We start from the raw sequence: 17,974 nt of genomic DNA on the forward strand, positions 1-17,974 counted from the left end.
AGTATAAAATTAAATGAAGCCGATCCTCAAATTATACCGCGGTTATGCGAATGAACAGGAATTAATTGTAATGGGACACGTTTTTAAGCCGACTTCAAAAGAGGATTATGACTTTCAAAAGAAAAATTTTAAAAATGCTATTTCCGTTATCCGGATGTTTCGCATTAAAACTCAAGCCAATGCCGATGTCTATCTTCATTTAAACGGCAAAAAAATCCATACCAGAACGTTACACGATGGCTATTTTAAATTTTGCATTCCGTATTCAGAATTAGGAACGGGTTGGCTGGAATATAAAGTTAGTATTTTTTATGAAAATGAAGCAATTGAAGAAACCTCTAGTTTTATTAAACCCCATATTGGAAACTATGGTTTCATATCGGATATTGATGATACCTTTATAGTATCGCATACTAGAAATCCTTTTCGTAAACTATACATTCTATTATTTAGAAACGTATTCAACCGAAAGGTGTTTGAAGATGTCGCAGCGCACTATCAAGCCTTAAGCTCTGCGGGACGAAACAACAAAATGGAAAAAAATGCCTTTTTTTATGTCTCAAGTAGCGAATGGAATTTGTACCGCTTTATAACGCAATTTACAGAAATAAACGAATTGCCTAGAGCTGTTTTATTACTTAAAGATATAAAAACAAGCTTAACCGATTTATTTATAACGGGACGTGGCGACCACAATCACAAGTTTGAAAAAATTAAGCATATTTTAGAGTTCTATCCCAACCTACAATACACGCTTTTGGGCGACGACTCTCAGCACGATGCCTACTTGTATGAAGCCATCTGCAAAATATTTCCAGTGAATGTCAAAGCAGTTTATATTCGGCAAACGGGGAAACATAAAAAAGAAAAAATCACCGCCTCTTTAAATAACATTTCAGAACTCGACGTAGCCATTTGCTATTTTAAAAAAAGCTCGGAAGCCATTGCACATTCCAAAAAAATAGGGTTGATTTTTTAATGGATTTTAGCCCAGAGTGCAATGAAAATCCTTATTTATAAAAAACTAGGAATTGCTGGTTTTGAAGAACGCCCAACGGAAGTTCCTTCAAAGCCTTGCAAATACAGTTTTTTATAAATAAGATTGTAATGAAAAGCTGGAAATGGCTCCTAAAATTACAAAGTATCAATCTCGCCTTGAACCATTTCCCAGTCTTCGAGTAGTTTGTCCAATTCGGCTTTTTTCTTGTTGTACGCCATGAAGAAATTAGCGTCTTCACTGTGTTTGTCATAATTAGAAGCCAGCGCTTTATCGTCAGACTGAATGTTGATTTCCAATTGTTTTATTTGGCTTTCAATTTTACTCAAACGGTTTTGAAGCGATTTATTTTTCTTCTGATCGTCGTAGGAAAGATTTTTATTCTCTTTAGTATTGGCAGAAACCACAACGTCTTTCTTTTCAATTTCACGCATATTATTGGCGTTGCGTTGTTCCAAAAAGTAGTTGATATCGCCTAAATATTCTTTGATTTTTTGATCTTTAAATTCGTAAACAATATTCGACATGCCTTGAAGAAAATCCCTGTCGTGAGAAACCAAAAGTAAGGTTCCTTCGTATTTTTTCAAGGCTGCTTTTAGTACATTTTTCGATTTGATGTCCAAGTGATTCGTAGGCTCATCCATCAGCAACACATTGATAGGTTGCAACAACAATTTACACAAAGCCAAGCGGTTTCGCTCGCCACCCGAAAGCACTTTCACCTTCTTTTCTACATCATCGCCACGGAACAAAAACGAACCCAACATATCACGAACGCGCGAACGATTTCCGTCAGTTGCAGCATTCGTCATCGTTTCCAATAACGTGATTTCGCCATCAAGATATTCTGCTTGATTTTGGGCAAAATAACCCAACTGAACATTGTGTCCTAGTTTTATCGAACCATCATATTTAAATTCGTTGACAATCGCTTTAATGAACGTCGATTTTCCCTGACCATTTTGACCCACGAAAGCAATTTTAGAGCCGCGTTCCACCAAAAGTGAAATGTCTTTCAAAATGGTTTTGTCGCCATACGCTTTGGTTACGTGCTCGGCTTCAATGACTACTTTTCCTGGAGATTGCGACAATGGAAACGAAATATTCATCACCGAATTGTCGTCTTCATCCACTTCAATTCGTTCTACTTTATCTAATTTTTTAATCAGCGATTGCGCCATGGATGCTTTCGAAGCTTTCGCTCGGAATTTCTCAATTAACTTTTCGGTTTCTTCAATTTTCTTAGCCTGATTTTTTTGCGTAGCCAATTGTTTTTCGCGTATTTCTTCACGCAGTACTAAATATTCCGAATACGGTTTATTGAAATCATACGCTTTTCCAAGCGAAATCTCAATCGTACGATTCGTCACATTATCCAAAAACATTTTATCGTGCGAAACAATTACGACAACGCCCGGAAAGTTTCTTAGAAATCCTTCTAGCCAAATGATACTCTCAATATCCAAGTGATTCGTTGGCTCATCCAGCAACAAAATATCGTTGGATTGCAACAACAATTTTGCCAACTCAATACGCATTCTCCAACCACCCGAAAAAGTATCCGTTTGGTTGTTAAAATCTTCACGTTTAAACCCTAAACCTAATAAGATCTTCTCGGTTTCCCCAACATAATTATACCCGCCAAGAATTTCATAAAGATGCGATACATCGCTCAATTGCTCAATCAAATCAGAATAACCCTGACTTTCATAATCCGTTCGCGTCAACAATTGATGGTTAATCTCGTCAATCTTTACTTCCGCTTTTTTGATCTCGACAAACGCTTCATAAGCCTCATCTAATACCGTTCTTCCTTGTTCAAAATCGATATCCTGACGCAAAAAGCCCATTCTAACTTCTTTTTCGGTGGCAATTTGCCCCGAATCGGGCTTGAAATCACCCGCCAATATTTTAAGCATTGTTGATTTTCCGGCACCATTTTTTCCCACAAGTCCTACCCTATCACCCGAACCCAATCGAAAAGTCACCTCTTCAAAAAGATACGTACCACCAAACGAAACCGATAAATTATGAATGTTTAACATAAAAAGAATTGCAAATTAGTATTGAAAACTTCGCTAAGGATTTACCTTTGCACACACAAGGTCATAAGACCAAAGTGAACGAAGTTAAAATTTTTGCAAATGTTAAAAAAAGGATCCAAACTAAATAGCATTTTAACAGGAACTTGTCCAAGATGCCAAGAAGAAAGTATGTATGTTGAGAAAAATCCATATAATCTGCCCGAATTATTTCACATGCATGAAAATTGCAGCCACTGCGGATTGCGTTACCAAATCGAACCTTCCTTTTTTTACGGCGCCATGTATGTAAACTACGGCTTAACTGTAGCCGTTGGAGTCGCTGCATTTATTATTACCAAAGTTTTACTAGGATTCGAATTGATGTATGCTGTTATTGCCATCATTGTGGCTCTAGTTGTTTTAATGCCTATTAATTCAAGATTGTCCCGAAATGTTTACATTAATATGTTTGTCAGTTTTGATAAAGACGCGGCGAAGAAATAATAACAAAATTTGAAAAGCATTTGCTTGTTTTTATCTTCAATAGAAGCGCATTTTATGAAGCTTTAAATTCACTACAATAGAACCGAATGTTGGCCTTTGGTCATAAATGTTAGGTCTGTTATAAATGTTATGTTTACCTGCTTTTTTGGGTACTTTGTTCGACTCTTGTTCGACACTTGTTCGGCAGCGCTTCGGCAAAACGATACTTTTAACGAACAAGTGTCGAACAAACCTAAAAGAACGATAGATCCTAAACCCTAAATGAAGCATAAATGATTTCCATTTAATGCAAAAAACGCAGGCTCTTGCTAAGTCTCCAACATCCTTTTATCGTTAAAAAGCAACAGTAAAACGGAAATTTAAAAAAAACGTTTACTTTTGCCGACATAAACAACGGAGTATGGCAAAGAATTTAGTTATCGTGGAGTCCCCTGCAAAGGCGAAAACAATCGAAAAATTTCTAGGAAGTGATTATCAAGTAGAATCAAGCTACGGGCACATTGCCGACTTGCCATCCAAGGAAATCGGAGTTGATGTGCTCAATGGATTCAAACCAAAATACGAAGTTTCATCCGACAAGAAAGCGTTGGTCGCTAAACTAAAAGGATTAGCTAAAAATGCCGAAATGGTTTGGTTAGCTTCGGATGAGGACCGCGAGGGAGAAGCCATTTCTTGGCACTTAGCGGAAGAATTAAAATTGGATAAAAGCAAAACCAAACGAATTGTTTTCCACGAAATTACTAAAAATGCGATCCTAAAAGCCATCGATAACCCAAGAGAAATCGATTATAACTTAGTAAATGCCCAACAAGCGCGAAGAGTTTTAGATCGATTAGTAGGTTACGAACTTTCACCAGTATTATGGAAAAAAGTTAAAGGCGGATTATCTGCGGGTCGTGTACAATCGGTTTCCGTACGATTAATTGTAGAACGTGAAAGAGAAATTCAGGAATTCAAAGCAATGGCATCCTATTCCGTTACTGCCGAATTCACCAACGAAGCTGGAAAAATTGTTAAAGCAAAATTGCCTAAAAACTTCGCTACCCAAAAAGAAGCCGAAGATTTTCTAAATAAAAATATCGGTTCTACTTATAAAGTTGCCGATTTAGAAACCAAACCAACCAAAAAAACGCCAGCGGCCCCTTTTACCACTTCTACGTTGCAACAAGAAGCTGCTCGTAAATTGTATTTACCTGTTGGAATTACGATGCAAATCGCACAACGTTTGTACGAAGCTGGACTGATTACTTACATGAGAACGGATAGTGTGAATCTTTCGAAAGAAGCCTCAGACGCAGCACAAGCAGAAATCACAAAATCATACGGTAAGGAATATTCTAAACCAAGAACCTTTACTACCAAAAGTAAAGGCGCACAAGAAGCTCACGAAGCGATTCGTCCAACAGACATGTCGCGTCATACCGTGAATGTCGAAAGAGATCAAGCCCGTTTATATGATTTGATTTGGAAAAGAACCTTAGCCTCTCAAATGAGCGACGCCGAATTAGAAAGAACCAACGTAAAAATTGAAGCCAATAATCATTCGGAAGTATTCACAGCATCAGGAGAAGTAATCAAGTTTGAAGGATTTCTTAAAGTATATTTGGAAGGAAATGACGACGACGATGAAGAACAAGAAGGCATGTTGCCTGCTTTAAAAGTGAATGAAAAATTAGGCAACAATTTCATCACCGCCACAGAACGCTACACAAGAGCCGCTTCAAGATATACAGAAGCCTCTTTAGTAAAAAAATTAGAAGAATTAGGAATTGGGCGTCCGTCAACATACGCGCCTACCATTTCTACCATCATCGCCAGAACCTATGTTGAAAAAGGAAACTTAGACGGTGTAGAAAGAAAATATACGCAGCTTACGTTAAAAGATAGTAAAGTTGTAGCGCAAGTATTAAAAGAAAATACAGGATCTGATAAAGGGAAATTAGTTCCAACAGATATCGGAACCATCGTTAATGATTTCTTAGTAAAAAACTTCTCAGCCATTTTAGATTATAATTTCACTGCAAAAGTGGAACAAGATTTTGACGAAATCGCAGAAGGAAATATTGATTGGTCAAAAATGATGCAAGAGTTCTACGATAAGTTTCATCCCAATGTAACTTTAGTTCAAGAAACTGCCGAAAGAGAAAGCGGCGAAAGAATTCTAGGTAAAGATCCAAAAACGGGAAAACAAGTTTTAGTTCGTTTAGGTAAATTTGGGCCCGTTGCACAAATTGGCGAAGCCGATGATGAAGAAAAGCAGTTTGCCAGTTTGCGTCAAGAACAAAATATCGGCAGCATCACTTTAGAAGAAGCTTTGAACTTGTTTTTATTGCCAAAAAACTTAGGCGTTTATAAAGACGAAGAAGTTGAAGTAAGCAATGGTCGTTTTGGTCCTTACGTTCGTTTCGGAAAACAATTCATATCCTTACCAAAAGGCGAAGATCCACTAGATGTAACTATGGAGCGAGCTCAAGAATTGATTAACGAGAAAGCGGCCGCTGATGCGCCAATTGCCACTTACAAAAATGAAGGCGTTCAGAAAGGCGTGGGTCGTTTTGGTCCGTTCTTAAAATGGAATGGCATCTTTATTAATGTAAGCAAGAAATACAACTTTGACAATTTATCGCAAGCGGATATTGTGGAACTTATTGAAGAGAAATTGCAAAAGAACATTGATAAGGTAATTCACAACTGGGAAGAAGAAGGAATTCTGGTTGAAAAGGCACGTTGGGGAAAATCAGTGATTACCAAAGGAAAAATCAAAATAGAGCTCAATAAAGATACTGATGCTTCGGTATTGACTTTGGAGCAAGTAAAGGAAATGATTGCGGCTAAAACTCCAGTGAAGAAAACGGCAGCTAAGAAACCCGCAGCCAAAAAAACTACTGTAAAAAAAGCACCCGCTAAAAAGAAATAATTATGGAATTTGATTTTCTATCACCCGTTGATAATGAGATAATTCAGTATATAAACGGATTGTCCTCACAGCATTTGGGAAGTAAAGTCGTTTTTCATACCGATAAAGATTTCCCAGAGATAGATAAAGTGAAAATTGCGATCATTGGCGTACTAGAAAACCGTGGCGCAGTCAATTTCACAGATGATGAAGTCAATTTGGATGCAATCAGAAAAGAATTGTACAGTTTATATCCTGGGAATTGGCAAAGTACAATTGCCGATTTAGGTGATATTTTGCCAGGAAATTCTATCGAAGACACCTTTTTTGCTTTGCAGAAAGTAGCCTCAAAACTCATAAAGAAAGGTATTATACCAATTGTAATTGGTGGTTCTCAAGATTTGACCTATCCTATGTATCGCGCTTATGATAATCAGGAGCAAATGGTCAACTTAGTATCTATTGATAGTAAGTTTGATTTTGGCAAACAAGAAGAGGGCATTTCTGCTAATTCTTATTTGACAAAGATAATAGTGGATGAACCCAATAACCTTTTTAACTACAGTAATATTGGTTATCAAACCTACTATAATTCGCAGGAAGAGATTGATTTAATCGAAAAATTATACTTTGACGCTTACCGATTAGGAGAAATTTCAAACAATATTGAGCTAGCCGAGCCAACTTTTCGTGATGCTGATATTGTTTGTATCGATTTAAATGCTGTAAAGTCTGCTTATTCAGGAAATTTTTCTACTTTTACTCCTAATGGTTTTGACGGAAAAGAAATTTGCAGTTTATCAAGATATTCAGGTATAAGTGATAAAGTTAGTTCCTTTGGAATTTTCAATCACAATAATAAAAAAGAAGAATCGGTACTTATTGCGCAAATCATTTGGTATTTTATTGAAGGAGTGAACTATCGTTCCAACGAATATCCATTCGGAACGAAAGAAAACTATTTAAAATACATTGTACCACTGGAAACTGAAGAATTAATTTTCTTCAAAAGCAATAAAACGGGGAGATGGTGGATTGAGATAAATTATTTTGCAGGAGAACACAATAAACTGAAAAAAAATACGTTATTACCATGTTCACATGAAGAATATCTAGCAGCGTGCAATAACGAAATTCCCGAAAGATGGTGGAAAGCGCAGCGAAAAAACACTCTGTAAAAAAATATAATCAAGTTTATATAAATAAAAGATTACAATTACTGTAAAAAATAACACTTTATCGTTAAAAAGCGTAGTTTATCGATAAAATATTTTTTTTATAATAACATTAATTCTACTTTTGAAATGTGAATTAATAGAATCAGTGATTGCACAAAGAAATTTAGTATTAATTAATTGCTTTTTTGAAAAATAATAAATAGGTTTACGCCCTTAAAAATTCATTCAAATTAACCCCAAAATATACATATGAAGAAGTTCATAACATTTGCGTCAGTTTTAGCTTTATTAACCAGTTGCGGTGGATCTAGCGATAAAGGTGAGTTGGTAGGAGTTAAAGGAAAAAAATGGCATCCAGAAAAACCTTTTGGAATGACATTGATTCCTGGAGGGGCATATATCATGGGGAAATCTGATGATGATCCCGCTAATATGCAAGATGCACCTACTAAAACAGTGACCGTTAGATCATTCTATATGGATGAGACTGAAATCACAAATAGTGAGTACCGTCAATTTGTGGAATGGGTAAAAGATTCTACAATCAGAGTACGTTTAGCAATTCTTGCAGACGAAGTGGGTCAAACAGCTACAGGTAAGGGTGGAAAAGGCGGAAAAGGTGGAAAAGGCGGCAGCATTGGAGATTTTGCTTTCAACGATACTGATCCGGCTAAAATGACACCATACGACAAATACATGTATGAAAACTATTATAGCGTTGGAACAGATGATGATCCTTACGCTGGAAGAAGATTGAATAACAAAATCAAACTTATAAAAGATACTAAGAAATATCCAGATGAATACTACACTGAAGTTATGGATACTATGTATTTACCAATAGCAGAATCATTTAATGGTTTAAGAACTATAGATGTAAGAAAATTGAAATTCAGATATTCTTGGATGGATATTCAGGCAGCTGCTAAAGCAAAAAAAGGTAAAAGAAGTGACTTTATAAAAACCGAACAAGAATCTGTTTATCCTGATACAACAGTTTGGATTAAAGATTTTGCTTACTCTTATAACGAGCCAATGCACAATGATTATTTCTGGCATCAAGCTTACGCACAATATCCAGTTGTGGGTGTTAGCTGGAAACAAGCAAAAGCATTTTGTGCTTGGAGAACTTTAAACAAGAACTCGTACATCAAATCTAAAAAGAAAAAACAAGATCTAATTAACTCTTTCCGTTTGCCAATTGAATCAGAATGGGAATATGCTGCTAGAGGTGGTCTTGAATCTGCAACTTTTCCTTGGGGTGGTCCTTATGCTAAAAATGACAGAGGTTGTTTCTTGGCTAACTTCAAACCGAACAGAGGAGATTATGCAGCAGATCAAGCTTTATATACTGTTGAAGCAAAATCATACGAACCAAACGGATACAATTTGTATAACATGGCCGGAAATGTAGCAGAATGGACGGACTCATCTTACGATGCAGCAGCGTACGAATATGTTTCTTCAATCAATCCAAATGTTTCTGACAACAAGAATATGAGAAAAGCGGTTCGTGGAGGTTCTTGGAAAGATGTTGCTTACTTCCTTCAAGTGGGTACAAGAGATTTTGAATACGCAGATTCTGCAAGAAGTTACATTGGATTCCGTACTGTACAAGATTACATGGGAACTCAAGTAACTAAGAATGCTGCACCTAAAAAATAATTTAAACTAACTTTAAATAAATTAACTTAACTAACTAAAAAAACTACTATTATTATGGCATTATTAAGCAAAAAAACAATGAATTTCGCTTACGGGATGGGAGCGGCGGTTGTAATTATTGGAGCATTATTCAAGATTCAGCACTGGACTGGAGCGAGTGCGATGCTTATTATTGGATTGAGTGTTGAAGCATTAATCTTTGGTTTATCTGCTTTTGATCCAGTTGATAGCGAATTAGATTGGTCATTAGTATATCCTGAATTAGCAGGTGGGCAAGCTAAAGCAAAAGACAAAAAAGAAGAACCAAAAGATGCACAAGGTCTATTATCTCAGAAATTAGACGCTATGTTAAAAGAAGCTAAGATTGATGGTCAATTAATGGAAAGCTTAGGAAATAGTATCAAAAACTTTGAAGGTGCAGCTAAAGCAATATCTCCAACTGTTGATTCTGTTGCTTCTACTAAAAAATATGCTGAAGAAATGACTAAAGCAGCTACTCAATTAGAAACATTGAACGGTTTATACTTAGTTCAAGTCCAAAGTGCTGAAAGAAACGCACAAATCAATAATGAAGTTGCTGAAAACAATTTAAAATTAAAAGATCAAATGCAAAGTTTGACTTCTAACCTTTCTACATTGAACAATGTATATGGTGGAATGCTTTCTGCAATGAGTAATAAAGGATAATTAGTTTTATAACTATTTTAAACAAAATATTAATTTAAACTAATTAGAAAAAATGGCAGGAGGAAAATTAACCCCTAGACAGAAGATGATCAACCTAATGTACTTGGTTTTCATCGCAATGTTGGCATTAAACATGTCAAAAGAAGTATTAACAGCTTTCGGTTTGATGAATGAAAAATTTGAAGGTGTAAATAAGTTTTCAGAAGAATATAACAAAAGCTTATTAGCTACTTTAGAGCAAAAGGCAGAAGATGAGCCTGCTCGTTTTAAAGCTCCTTTAGATAAAGCTATTGAAGTTCAAAAAATCTCGAAAGACCTTTACTCATATTTAGGAAGCATTAAAAATGATGTAACTAAAGAATTTGAGAAAGATGAAAAGACTGGAAAATTACCTTATGAAGCAATGGACAAAGGTTCATACATCGATGAAAGTTGGTTTGAAGGAGATAGATATTCAGCTAAAGGAAATGAAATCATCGCTAAAATTGAAAAATACAAAAAAGATGTAATTGCTGTATTTGGAAATGATGTTAAGTACCAAAAAATTACTGAAAACATAAATGCTAAATTCAACTTAGCAGATGTAAAAGATAAAGAAGGCGTTTCAAAAAAATACTTATCTTATCACTTTGAAGGTTTTCCTGCGGTAGCATCTATGGCTAAGATAACAAGTATGCAAAATGATGTTGAGCAAACTGAGCAAGATATCTACAATGCATTAATTGGAAACACTATTGCACAAGCAGCGTCGTTGAAAAACTTTCAAGCTATGGTAATTTTGGATAAAAATGTATTCTTTGAAGGTGAAACGGTAAAAGGTAGAGTTGTATTAGGTAAATATGATGCTAATACGGTCCCAACTAGTTTCTCTGGACCGGGTAAAATCGAAAACGGACAAGCTGTTATTTCGATGACCGCTGGTGGCGTTGGAGAAAAAACCATCAACGGTACATTCTCTTTCATGGAAGATGGAAAACCAATTCCTTTGAAATTTGAAGGTAAATATGTAGTAGTTCCTCGTCCAAATTCTGCAAACATTTCTGCAGATAAAATGAACGTAGTATACAGAGGTTTACCAAACCCAATGACAATCTCATTCGCAGGTATTCCTGAAAATAATGTAACTGCCTCTGCTCCAGGATTAAGTTCAGTTGGAAAAGGAAAGTATAATTTGAATCCAGGTTCTGGTACTGAAGTTATCATAACTGCTACTGGTAAAATGGCTGATGGTAAATCTGCTTCTGATAAAAAGGTTTTCAGAATCAAAAATATCCCTGCTCCAGTTGGTGCTATTGGTGGAGTTGTTGGAATTCAAAAAGGTGCTAAGTCACGTTTAGAAGTTTCAAAAATTTCAGCCGTATTACAAGATTTCTTGTATGATTTAAATTTTGAAGTGACTCGTTTCAGCTTCAAAGTTCCAGGTCAAGCAGCTATAATCGTAAGCGGTAGTAGTGTAAATGCACAATGTAAAGCTGCATTAGCAAGAGCATCTAAAGGGGATCAAATATCAATTTTTGATATTAAAACAAAAATTGTTGGAACAACTGCTGCTATAGTACCGAAAGATGCGGCACCAGTTATCTATGAAATACAATAAATGATTTAAGTTGAAAAGAAACCTACTTAAATAACTTATATTATACAAATTATGAAAATTAAAAATCTTTTATCAGTAGTTTTTGCAGTAGCATTAAGCGCTTCAACTTTTGCTCAGTCAAATTTGTTGAATTCCAAAACTCCAGATGAGATTGGAAAGAAAACACCTGCTCAGCTAATTTCTGACAATGACAAACCATTACCTTATGGTTATGTTCACGATAGAGATGTACTTATGGGTAAAACCATTTGGGAGTTTGTAGATGTTGATGAGAGAATTAATTTCCCTCTATACTATCCTATTGATACTGCTTTTGTGGGTAAAGAAAGAAGATCGTTATTTGATGTACTTGTTAAAAACATCAAGAATGGTAAAATCACTGAAGTATATGCAGATGATTATTTCAATACCAAGAAAACGTTCAAGGATATGGAATCTTCATTTACTTATGTAGATACTATTGATGCGGGAAAAGACGAGATTAATAACTATTACGATGATTATAAATCTGGAAAAAAAGTTTTAGACCCTCAGTTTATCAACAAAAAAGAATTGGATGCTAGTTATATTTCTGGTTACAAAATCAAAGGATATTGGTATTTTGACAAACGTCAAGGGGAATTAAAGTACAGATTATTGGCTTTATGTCCTGTTACTCCTGAAGCAAGAGATGCCGGAAATGATAAAGCCGATGTAATTGATTTGTTTTGGGTTTACTTCCCTTCCATCAGAGACATTTTGCATGAGTCAAAAGCCTTTAATGATAAAAACTCAGCCATGCCGATTACATTTGACCATTTACTAAACTCTCGTAGATTTAGTGGTGAAATTTACAAAGAAGAAAATGTATATGGCGATAGAGCTATTGAGCAATACATGAAAGACAATTCACAGAACCAACTTATGGAGTCCGAAAGGGTAAAAGAGAAGATTCGTAGTTTTGAATCTGACATGTGGAATTACTAAAAGATATTTCATAATACAATATAAAACTCTCATCTTTACGGTGAGAGTTTTTTTTAGCTATAAATTTATGTTAGATTACATTATCGTCGGATCAGGATTAGCCGGAATTGCTTTTGCAGAAACTCTTTTTCAAAACGAAAAAGAATTTGTTGTTTTTGACAATAATTCACAAAACTCAAGCAAAATTGCCGGTGGATTATACAATCCTGTAATTCTTAAAAGATTCAGTCAAGTTTGGAATGCCAATCAACAACTAGAAATCGCAGATAAATTTTATAAAACTATAGAACAAAAACTAAATGTTCAAGTAGATTTTAAACTTCCAATTTATAGAAAATTTTTCTCCATTGAAGAACAAAATGATTGGTTTTCCGCGTCCGATAAGCCCAACTTATCCCCTTTCCTTTCCACGGAAATTGTACATAAAAAATATACCGGAATTGAATCCCCTTTTGGTTATGGAGAAGTATTACATACGGGCTATGTTGATACCGTAGTTTTATTAAACCGTTATCATGAGTTTTTGAAAAATCTGAATTTATTAGATGATAATAAATTCGATTATGAAAAATTACAGATTTTTGAAGACCACATTGAATATCAAAATTTAAAAGCAAAACATATCGTCTTTGCAGAAGGATTCGGAATGCATTCTAATCCGTTTTTTAATTATTTACCTCTAGACGGAACTAAAGGCGAACTATTCATAATTAAATCAACAGGTTTAGATTTAGATGTAATTATGAATACGAGTGTTTTCATTTTACCACTAGGAAATCATCTGTATAAAGTTGGTGCTACTTACAATTGGAATGATAAAACGGCTACTCCAACCGCAGAAGGCAAACACGAATTACTAGAGCGCATTAAAGAAATTCTAAGCTGTGATTTTGAAATTATCGAACATTCTGCTGGCGTTAGACCAACTGTTAAAGACAGACGCCCCTTATTAGGAACCCACTCAAAACACAAAAACCTTCACCTCTTAAATGGTCTCGGAACTCGAGGTGTTATGCTCGCTCCTGCCATGGCTTTAGACTTATACGAATTCATTGAGAATCAAAAACCTTTGGAAAAAGCCATCGATATAAAAAGATACGAGAAACTAGCATAGCCTGATTTTATTCTAATCTTTTGTTAAACCTCAACTGCCATCTTGTCACATTTTATAAATAAGTAGTATCTTAGCCAACTGGTAAAGCCACGATTATTTTATGGAAAAAGAAATTGACGAGACACAACAAGGAACAAGTCTTGTTTTGGAACACAAAACAGGAAACACAAAAAAACTATTTATAGAAAGCTACGGCTGTGCGATGAATTTTGCTGATAGTGAAATTGTGGCTTCGATAATGACTAATGAAGGATATAATACGACTACAATACTCGAAGAAGCCGACTTAGTTCTTGTAAACACCTGTTCCATTAGAGATAAAGCCGAACAAACCGTTAGAAAAAGACTAGAAAAATACAATGCGGTAAAACGAGAAGTAAATCCGGGAATGAAAGTTGGTGTTTTGGGCTGTATGGCGGAACGACTGAAAGAGAAATTTCTCGACGAAGAAAAAATTGTTGACATGGTTGTTGGTCCAGATGCGTATAAGGATTTGCCAAACTTGTTAAAAGAAGTAGAAGAAGGACGCGATGCCATCAATGTAATTTTATCCAAAGAAGAAACCTACGGTGATATTTCGCCAGTACGTTTGATGACTAATGGCGTAACCGCTTACGTATCCATTACTCGTGGTTGCGATAATATGTGTACGTTTTGCGTCGTTCCATTTACCCGCGGGCGCGAACGCAGTCGTGAACCGCAAAGTATTTTAACTGAAGTTCAAGATTTATGGAGCCGAGGTTTCAAAGAAGTTACGCTTCTTGGCCAAAATGTGGATAGTTATCTTTGGTACGGTGGAGGTTTAAAGAAAGATTTTGTAAAAGCAACCGAAATGCAACAGGCAACTGCTGTCGATTTTGACCAATTGCTTGAAATGGTAGCCCTTCAATTTCCGAAAATGCGGATTCGTTTTTCGACCTCAAATCCACAGGATATGCACGAAAGTGTGCTTCATGTAATTGCTAAATATTCAAACATCTGCAAACACATTCATTTGCCTGTTCAAAGCGGCAGCGACAGGGTTTTAAAAGCTATGAATCGTTTACATACAAGAGCCGAATATATGCAGCTGATTGACAAAATTAAAGCTATACTTCCGGAAAGTTCCATTACACAAGATATGATCGCAGGTTTCCCATCTGAAACGGAACAAGATCATCAGGATACTTTGGATTTAATGGAGTATGTAAAATACAGTTTTGGATTTATGTATGCTTATTCGGAGCGTCCCGGAACTTTAGCTGAACGCAAAATGGATGATGATGTAGAAGAAGCCACAAAACAAAGACGTTTACAGCAAATTGTCGATTTGCAACGCAAACACGGTTTAGAAAGAACGCAGGAATTTATTGGAAAAACAGTAGAAGTTCTGGTTGAAAAAACATCAAAAAAATCAAGCGAACAATTATCAGGGAAAAATTCTCAGAGTTTGGTTGTTGTTTTCCCGAAAGAGGATTATAAAATTGGAGATTTTGTGAATGTAAGAATCACGAGCTGCACAAGCGGAACCTTAATAGGTGAAGCTGTTGGATATAGTGAAATGAATTAAAACAATGAATAATTTATAATGGATAATTGATAATTTCATAAAGCAGAAATTAATTATCCATTGTTAATTTTCAATTATCAATTGAAAGAAATGGAATCAGTTCAAAACATAAAACAACGATTCGAGATTATTGGAAACGATCCAAAACTCAATCGTGCAATAGAAAAAGCAATACAGGTTGCTCCTACTGATATTTCAGTATTAGTTGTTGGGGAAAGTGGTGTTGGTAAAGAAAGTATTCCAAGAATTATTCATGCACTTTCACACAGAAAGCACGGAAAATACATTGCGGTAAACTGTGGCGCAATTCCGGAAGGAACGATTGACAGTGAATTATTCGGACACGAAAAAGGTTCATTTACAGGTGCAAACGCAGAACGTCAGGGTTATTTTGAAGTGGCCGATGGCGGAACAATTTTTCTTGATGAAGTTGGCGAATTGCCTCTGACAACACAAGTTCGTTTACTGCGTGTTTTGGAAAACGGAGAGTTTATCAAAGTAGGTTCCTCCCAAGTGCAAAAAACGAATGTTAGAATTGTGGCTGCAACCAATGTCAATATGTTTGATGCTATTGAAAAAGGGAAATTTCGTGAAGATTTATATTATCGATTAAGCACAGTAGATATTCCCTTACCGCCACTTCGCGATAGAAAAGAAGACATTCATTTATTATTTAGAAAATTTGCTTCAGATTTTGCTCATAAATACAAAATGCCACCAATTAAATTGAGTGATGAAGCAGTGAACTTTCTGCAAAAATACCGTTGGAGCGGAAACATCCGTCAACTGAGAAACTTTGCGGAACAGATTTCTGTTCTGGAAACCAATAGAGATATTTCTTTAGCAACTATGCAATCTTATCTGCCGGTTGAAGGAACAAATTTACCGTCAGTAATTGGGAAAAAGAAATCGGATAGTGATTTTTCTACCGAAAGAGATATTTTATACAAAGTACTTTTTGATATGAAAAGTGATTTGCACGATTTGAAAAAACTGACTATGGAACTCATGCAAAACGGAAGTTCTAAGGTTCAAGAAATGAACAAAAATCTGATTCAGAAAGTATTCGGTCAAAAAGAAGAAAGTTCGCTTTCTAATTTTGATGACGACCATAGAATGAATGGCAGTGCGTCTCAAAGCGAAACTGAACAAGAAGAATTTGATGACGATGATGACAGTAATTATTTAATGGCAGAAACCGTTGAAGAAGTAGAAACATTGAAATTAGAACAAAGAGAAATTGAACTTATCAAAAAATCGCTTGAACGTCATAAAGGCAAACGAAAAGCAGCCGCAGATGAACTAGGGATTTCAGAAAGAACACTTTATCGAAAAATTAAACAGTATGACCTATAATTTTTGAATTTAAGAATTAAGTGTCTACGTTTACCGACCCAAATTTATTATCATGAAAAATATAGTTCTAACTGTACTTCTAGCCTTCACATTATTTTCTTGCAGTACTGTTGACAAAAACACCGCTACTTCAAAAGTTTTAGAAAAAGTTATTTTTTATAGAGATTCTTCAAATGAAAGACAATGGAATTTCAGTAATAATTTATTGCAAAGCTTTACTCTTGTCGATGGCACTTTGGTTGAAGAGTTTACTTATGACAATAAAAACCGTGTAATAAGAGATATAAAGTACAACAATGGCGTTTCACAAACTGATGTCATTACCTATAATCTTGACAATACTATTAGTACAATCAATAATTTACCTTATACTTTTAATGCGGCAACAAATACGTATTCGTATTCATACGGTAGCGACTTTACCATTAACTGCGAAGTAAATTCAGACCTGTTGGCAGTGAATTTTACAAGAACCGGAACTAATGCGGCTATATTTCATATGGCTTATTCCAATGGGAACATGACTTCATTTGAAAAAATTACCAATAATACTACTGAAGTTCTTAAAAACTTCCATTTTGAGACAACCTTAATGGAAAACCCTATTGCTGATGCTATTTCAGCCGTTGCACGAGTTAAATCATTGACAGACCCTACTTTCTTTATCGATTGCCAAACTTCAAAAGATATTCCAACAGGTTTTGACAAAGGTTTATCGGATCCATATCAGTACAATTATGGCGCTATTCCTGAAGATAAACTTTATAAAGTTGGCATTGAAGTTTTAGACAGCAACAACAATTTTGTTAACTTTTATTCTTTCGCTGATTATTATTTTAGATAATTTCAATAGCTGAATGTGTTGATTCCATAATTCAAAATAAAGGATTACTTTAGCATCCTTAATCACAATCATGAAATTTTTAAAGCTAATTTCAATTTTACTTCTCGCGATAAGCATCAACAGTTGCTCGGTAAGCTATAATATGACCGGAGCAAAACCAATTGATGCAAAGACATTTCAGGTAAACTACTTTCTAAACAATGCTGATCTAATTGAACCTGGTATAGAAAGAACATTTACTTTAAGACTTCAGGAGCTTATCCAAAATCAGACGAATCTTAATCTAACTAATTCTAACGGAGATTTGCTTTACGAAGGCGAAATTGTAGAATACAGAATTACCCCAATGCAGGCTACAGCGAATCAAACTGCTGCACAAAGTAGGTTATCCATTTCCGTTAATGTTCGCTTTTCTAACAAAAATAAAGAAGCTGATAATTTTGAAAAGCGATTTTCTTTTTATTTCGATTATGACGGTTCAACGCAATTGGTTGGTTCCAAATTAACAGAAGCATTGGATGAAATCTTTGAACGAATTACACAGGATGTTTTTAATGAATCACTCGCCAAATGGTAAAATCTACTAAGCAGCAGTAA

14 protein-coding genes are annotated in these 17,974 nt (G+C 35.3%); 13 read left to right on the forward strand and 1 reads right to left on the reverse strand.

Annotated features, from left to right (window positions below; translation table 11 throughout):
* The first annotated feature begins 13 nt into the window (after window positions 1–13).
* Entirely contained in the window at window positions 14–979 is a 966-nt protein-coding gene (locus PSU83_RS00710) for an App1 family protein (protein ID WP_300585606.1), read from the forward strand.
* 155 nt (window positions 980–1,134) lie between these two features.
* Here PSU83_RS00710 and PSU83_RS00715 read toward each other — a convergent pair whose 3' ends face one another.
* Complete coding sequence (locus PSU83_RS00715; protein ID WP_300585608.1) at window positions 1,135–3,042, reverse strand: ABC-F family ATP-binding cassette domain-containing protein; 1,908 nt, start codon at window positions 3,040–3,042, stop codon at window positions 1,135–1,137.
* A gap of 99 nt (window positions 3,043–3,141) precedes the next feature.
* On the opposite strand from PSU83_RS00715, the gene PSU83_RS00720 reads away from it, so the two are divergent.
* The 12 genes from PSU83_RS00720 to PSU83_RS00775 all read left to right on the forward strand — a co-directional run bounded on the left by PSU83_RS00720 (window position 3,142) and on the right by PSU83_RS00775 (window position 17,954).
* Window positions 3,142–3,525, forward strand: coding sequence for a DUF983 domain-containing protein (locus PSU83_RS00720; RefSeq protein WP_300585610.1), 384 nt, complete (start codon window positions 3,142–3,144; stop codon window positions 3,523–3,525).
* Between the two features lie 400 nt (window positions 3,526–3,925).
* Window positions 3,926–6,442, forward strand: a complete 2,517-nt coding sequence (topA, locus tag PSU83_RS00725; RefSeq protein WP_300585612.1) for a type I DNA topoisomerase — start codon at window positions 3,926–3,928, stop codon at window positions 6,440–6,442.
* A gap of 2 nt (window positions 6,443–6,444) precedes the next feature.
* On the forward strand, window positions 6,445–7,599 hold the full coding sequence (locus PSU83_RS00730) for a formimidoylglutamase (RefSeq protein ID WP_300585614.1): 1,155 nt from the start codon (window positions 6,445–6,447) through the stop codon (window positions 7,597–7,599).
* Window positions 7,600–7,848: 249 nt separating this feature from the next.
* The gene (gene gldK / locus PSU83_RS00735; protein WP_300585616.1) at window positions 7,849–9,264 is read left to right on the forward strand and encodes a gliding motility lipoprotein GldK; all 1,416 of its coding nucleotides are present in this window, start codon (window positions 7,849–7,851) and stop codon (window positions 9,262–9,264) included.
* Window positions 9,265–9,318: 54 nt separating this feature from the next.
* Window positions 9,319–9,951, forward strand: a complete 633-nt coding sequence (gene gldL, locus PSU83_RS00740) for a gliding motility protein GldL (RefSeq protein ID WP_300585618.1) — start codon at window positions 9,319–9,321, stop codon at window positions 9,949–9,951.
* Window positions 9,952–10,003: 52 nt separating this feature from the next.
* The gene (gene gldM, locus PSU83_RS00745; protein ID WP_300585620.1) at window positions 10,004–11,548 is read left to right on the forward strand and encodes a gliding motility protein GldM; all 1,545 of its coding nucleotides are present in this window, start codon (window positions 10,004–10,006) and stop codon (window positions 11,546–11,548) included.
* Window positions 11,549–11,599: 51 nt separating this feature from the next.
* A complete protein-coding gene (gldN, locus tag PSU83_RS00750) occupies window positions 11,600–12,514 on the forward strand; it encodes a gliding motility protein GldN (RefSeq protein WP_300585621.1) in 915 nt (304 codons plus the stop codon).
* Window positions 12,515–12,581: 67 nt separating this feature from the next.
* Window positions 12,582–13,628, forward strand: coding sequence for an FAD-dependent oxidoreductase (locus PSU83_RS00755; RefSeq protein ID WP_300585623.1), 1,047 nt, complete (start codon window positions 12,582–12,584; stop codon window positions 13,626–13,628).
* A gap of 100 nt (window positions 13,629–13,728) precedes the next feature.
* Complete coding sequence (gene miaB, locus PSU83_RS00760; RefSeq protein WP_300585625.1) at window positions 13,729–15,177, forward strand: tRNA (N6-isopentenyl adenosine(37)-C2)-methylthiotransferase MiaB; 1,449 nt, start codon at window positions 13,729–13,731, stop codon at window positions 15,175–15,177.
* Window positions 15,178–15,267: 90 nt separating this feature from the next.
* A complete protein-coding gene (locus PSU83_RS00765; protein ID WP_300585627.1) occupies window positions 15,268–16,533 on the forward strand; it encodes a sigma-54 dependent transcriptional regulator in 1,266 nt (421 codons plus the stop codon).
* 52 nt (window positions 16,534–16,585) lie between these two features.
* Window positions 16,586–17,377: a hypothetical protein gene (locus tag PSU83_RS00770; protein WP_300585630.1), complete on the forward strand. Its 792-nt coding sequence runs from the start codon at window positions 16,586–16,588 to the stop codon at window positions 17,375–17,377.
* Window positions 17,378–17,447: 70 nt separating this feature from the next.
* Entirely contained in the window at window positions 17,448–17,954 is a 507-nt protein-coding gene (locus tag PSU83_RS00775) for an LptE family protein (protein WP_300585632.1), read from the forward strand.
* Window positions 17,955–17,974 lie beyond the last annotated feature (20 nt).

This window comes from Flavobacterium sp. (assembly GCF_029945805.1).
GTDB lineage: Bacteria > Bacteroidota > Bacteroidia > Flavobacteriales > Flavobacteriaceae > Flavobacterium.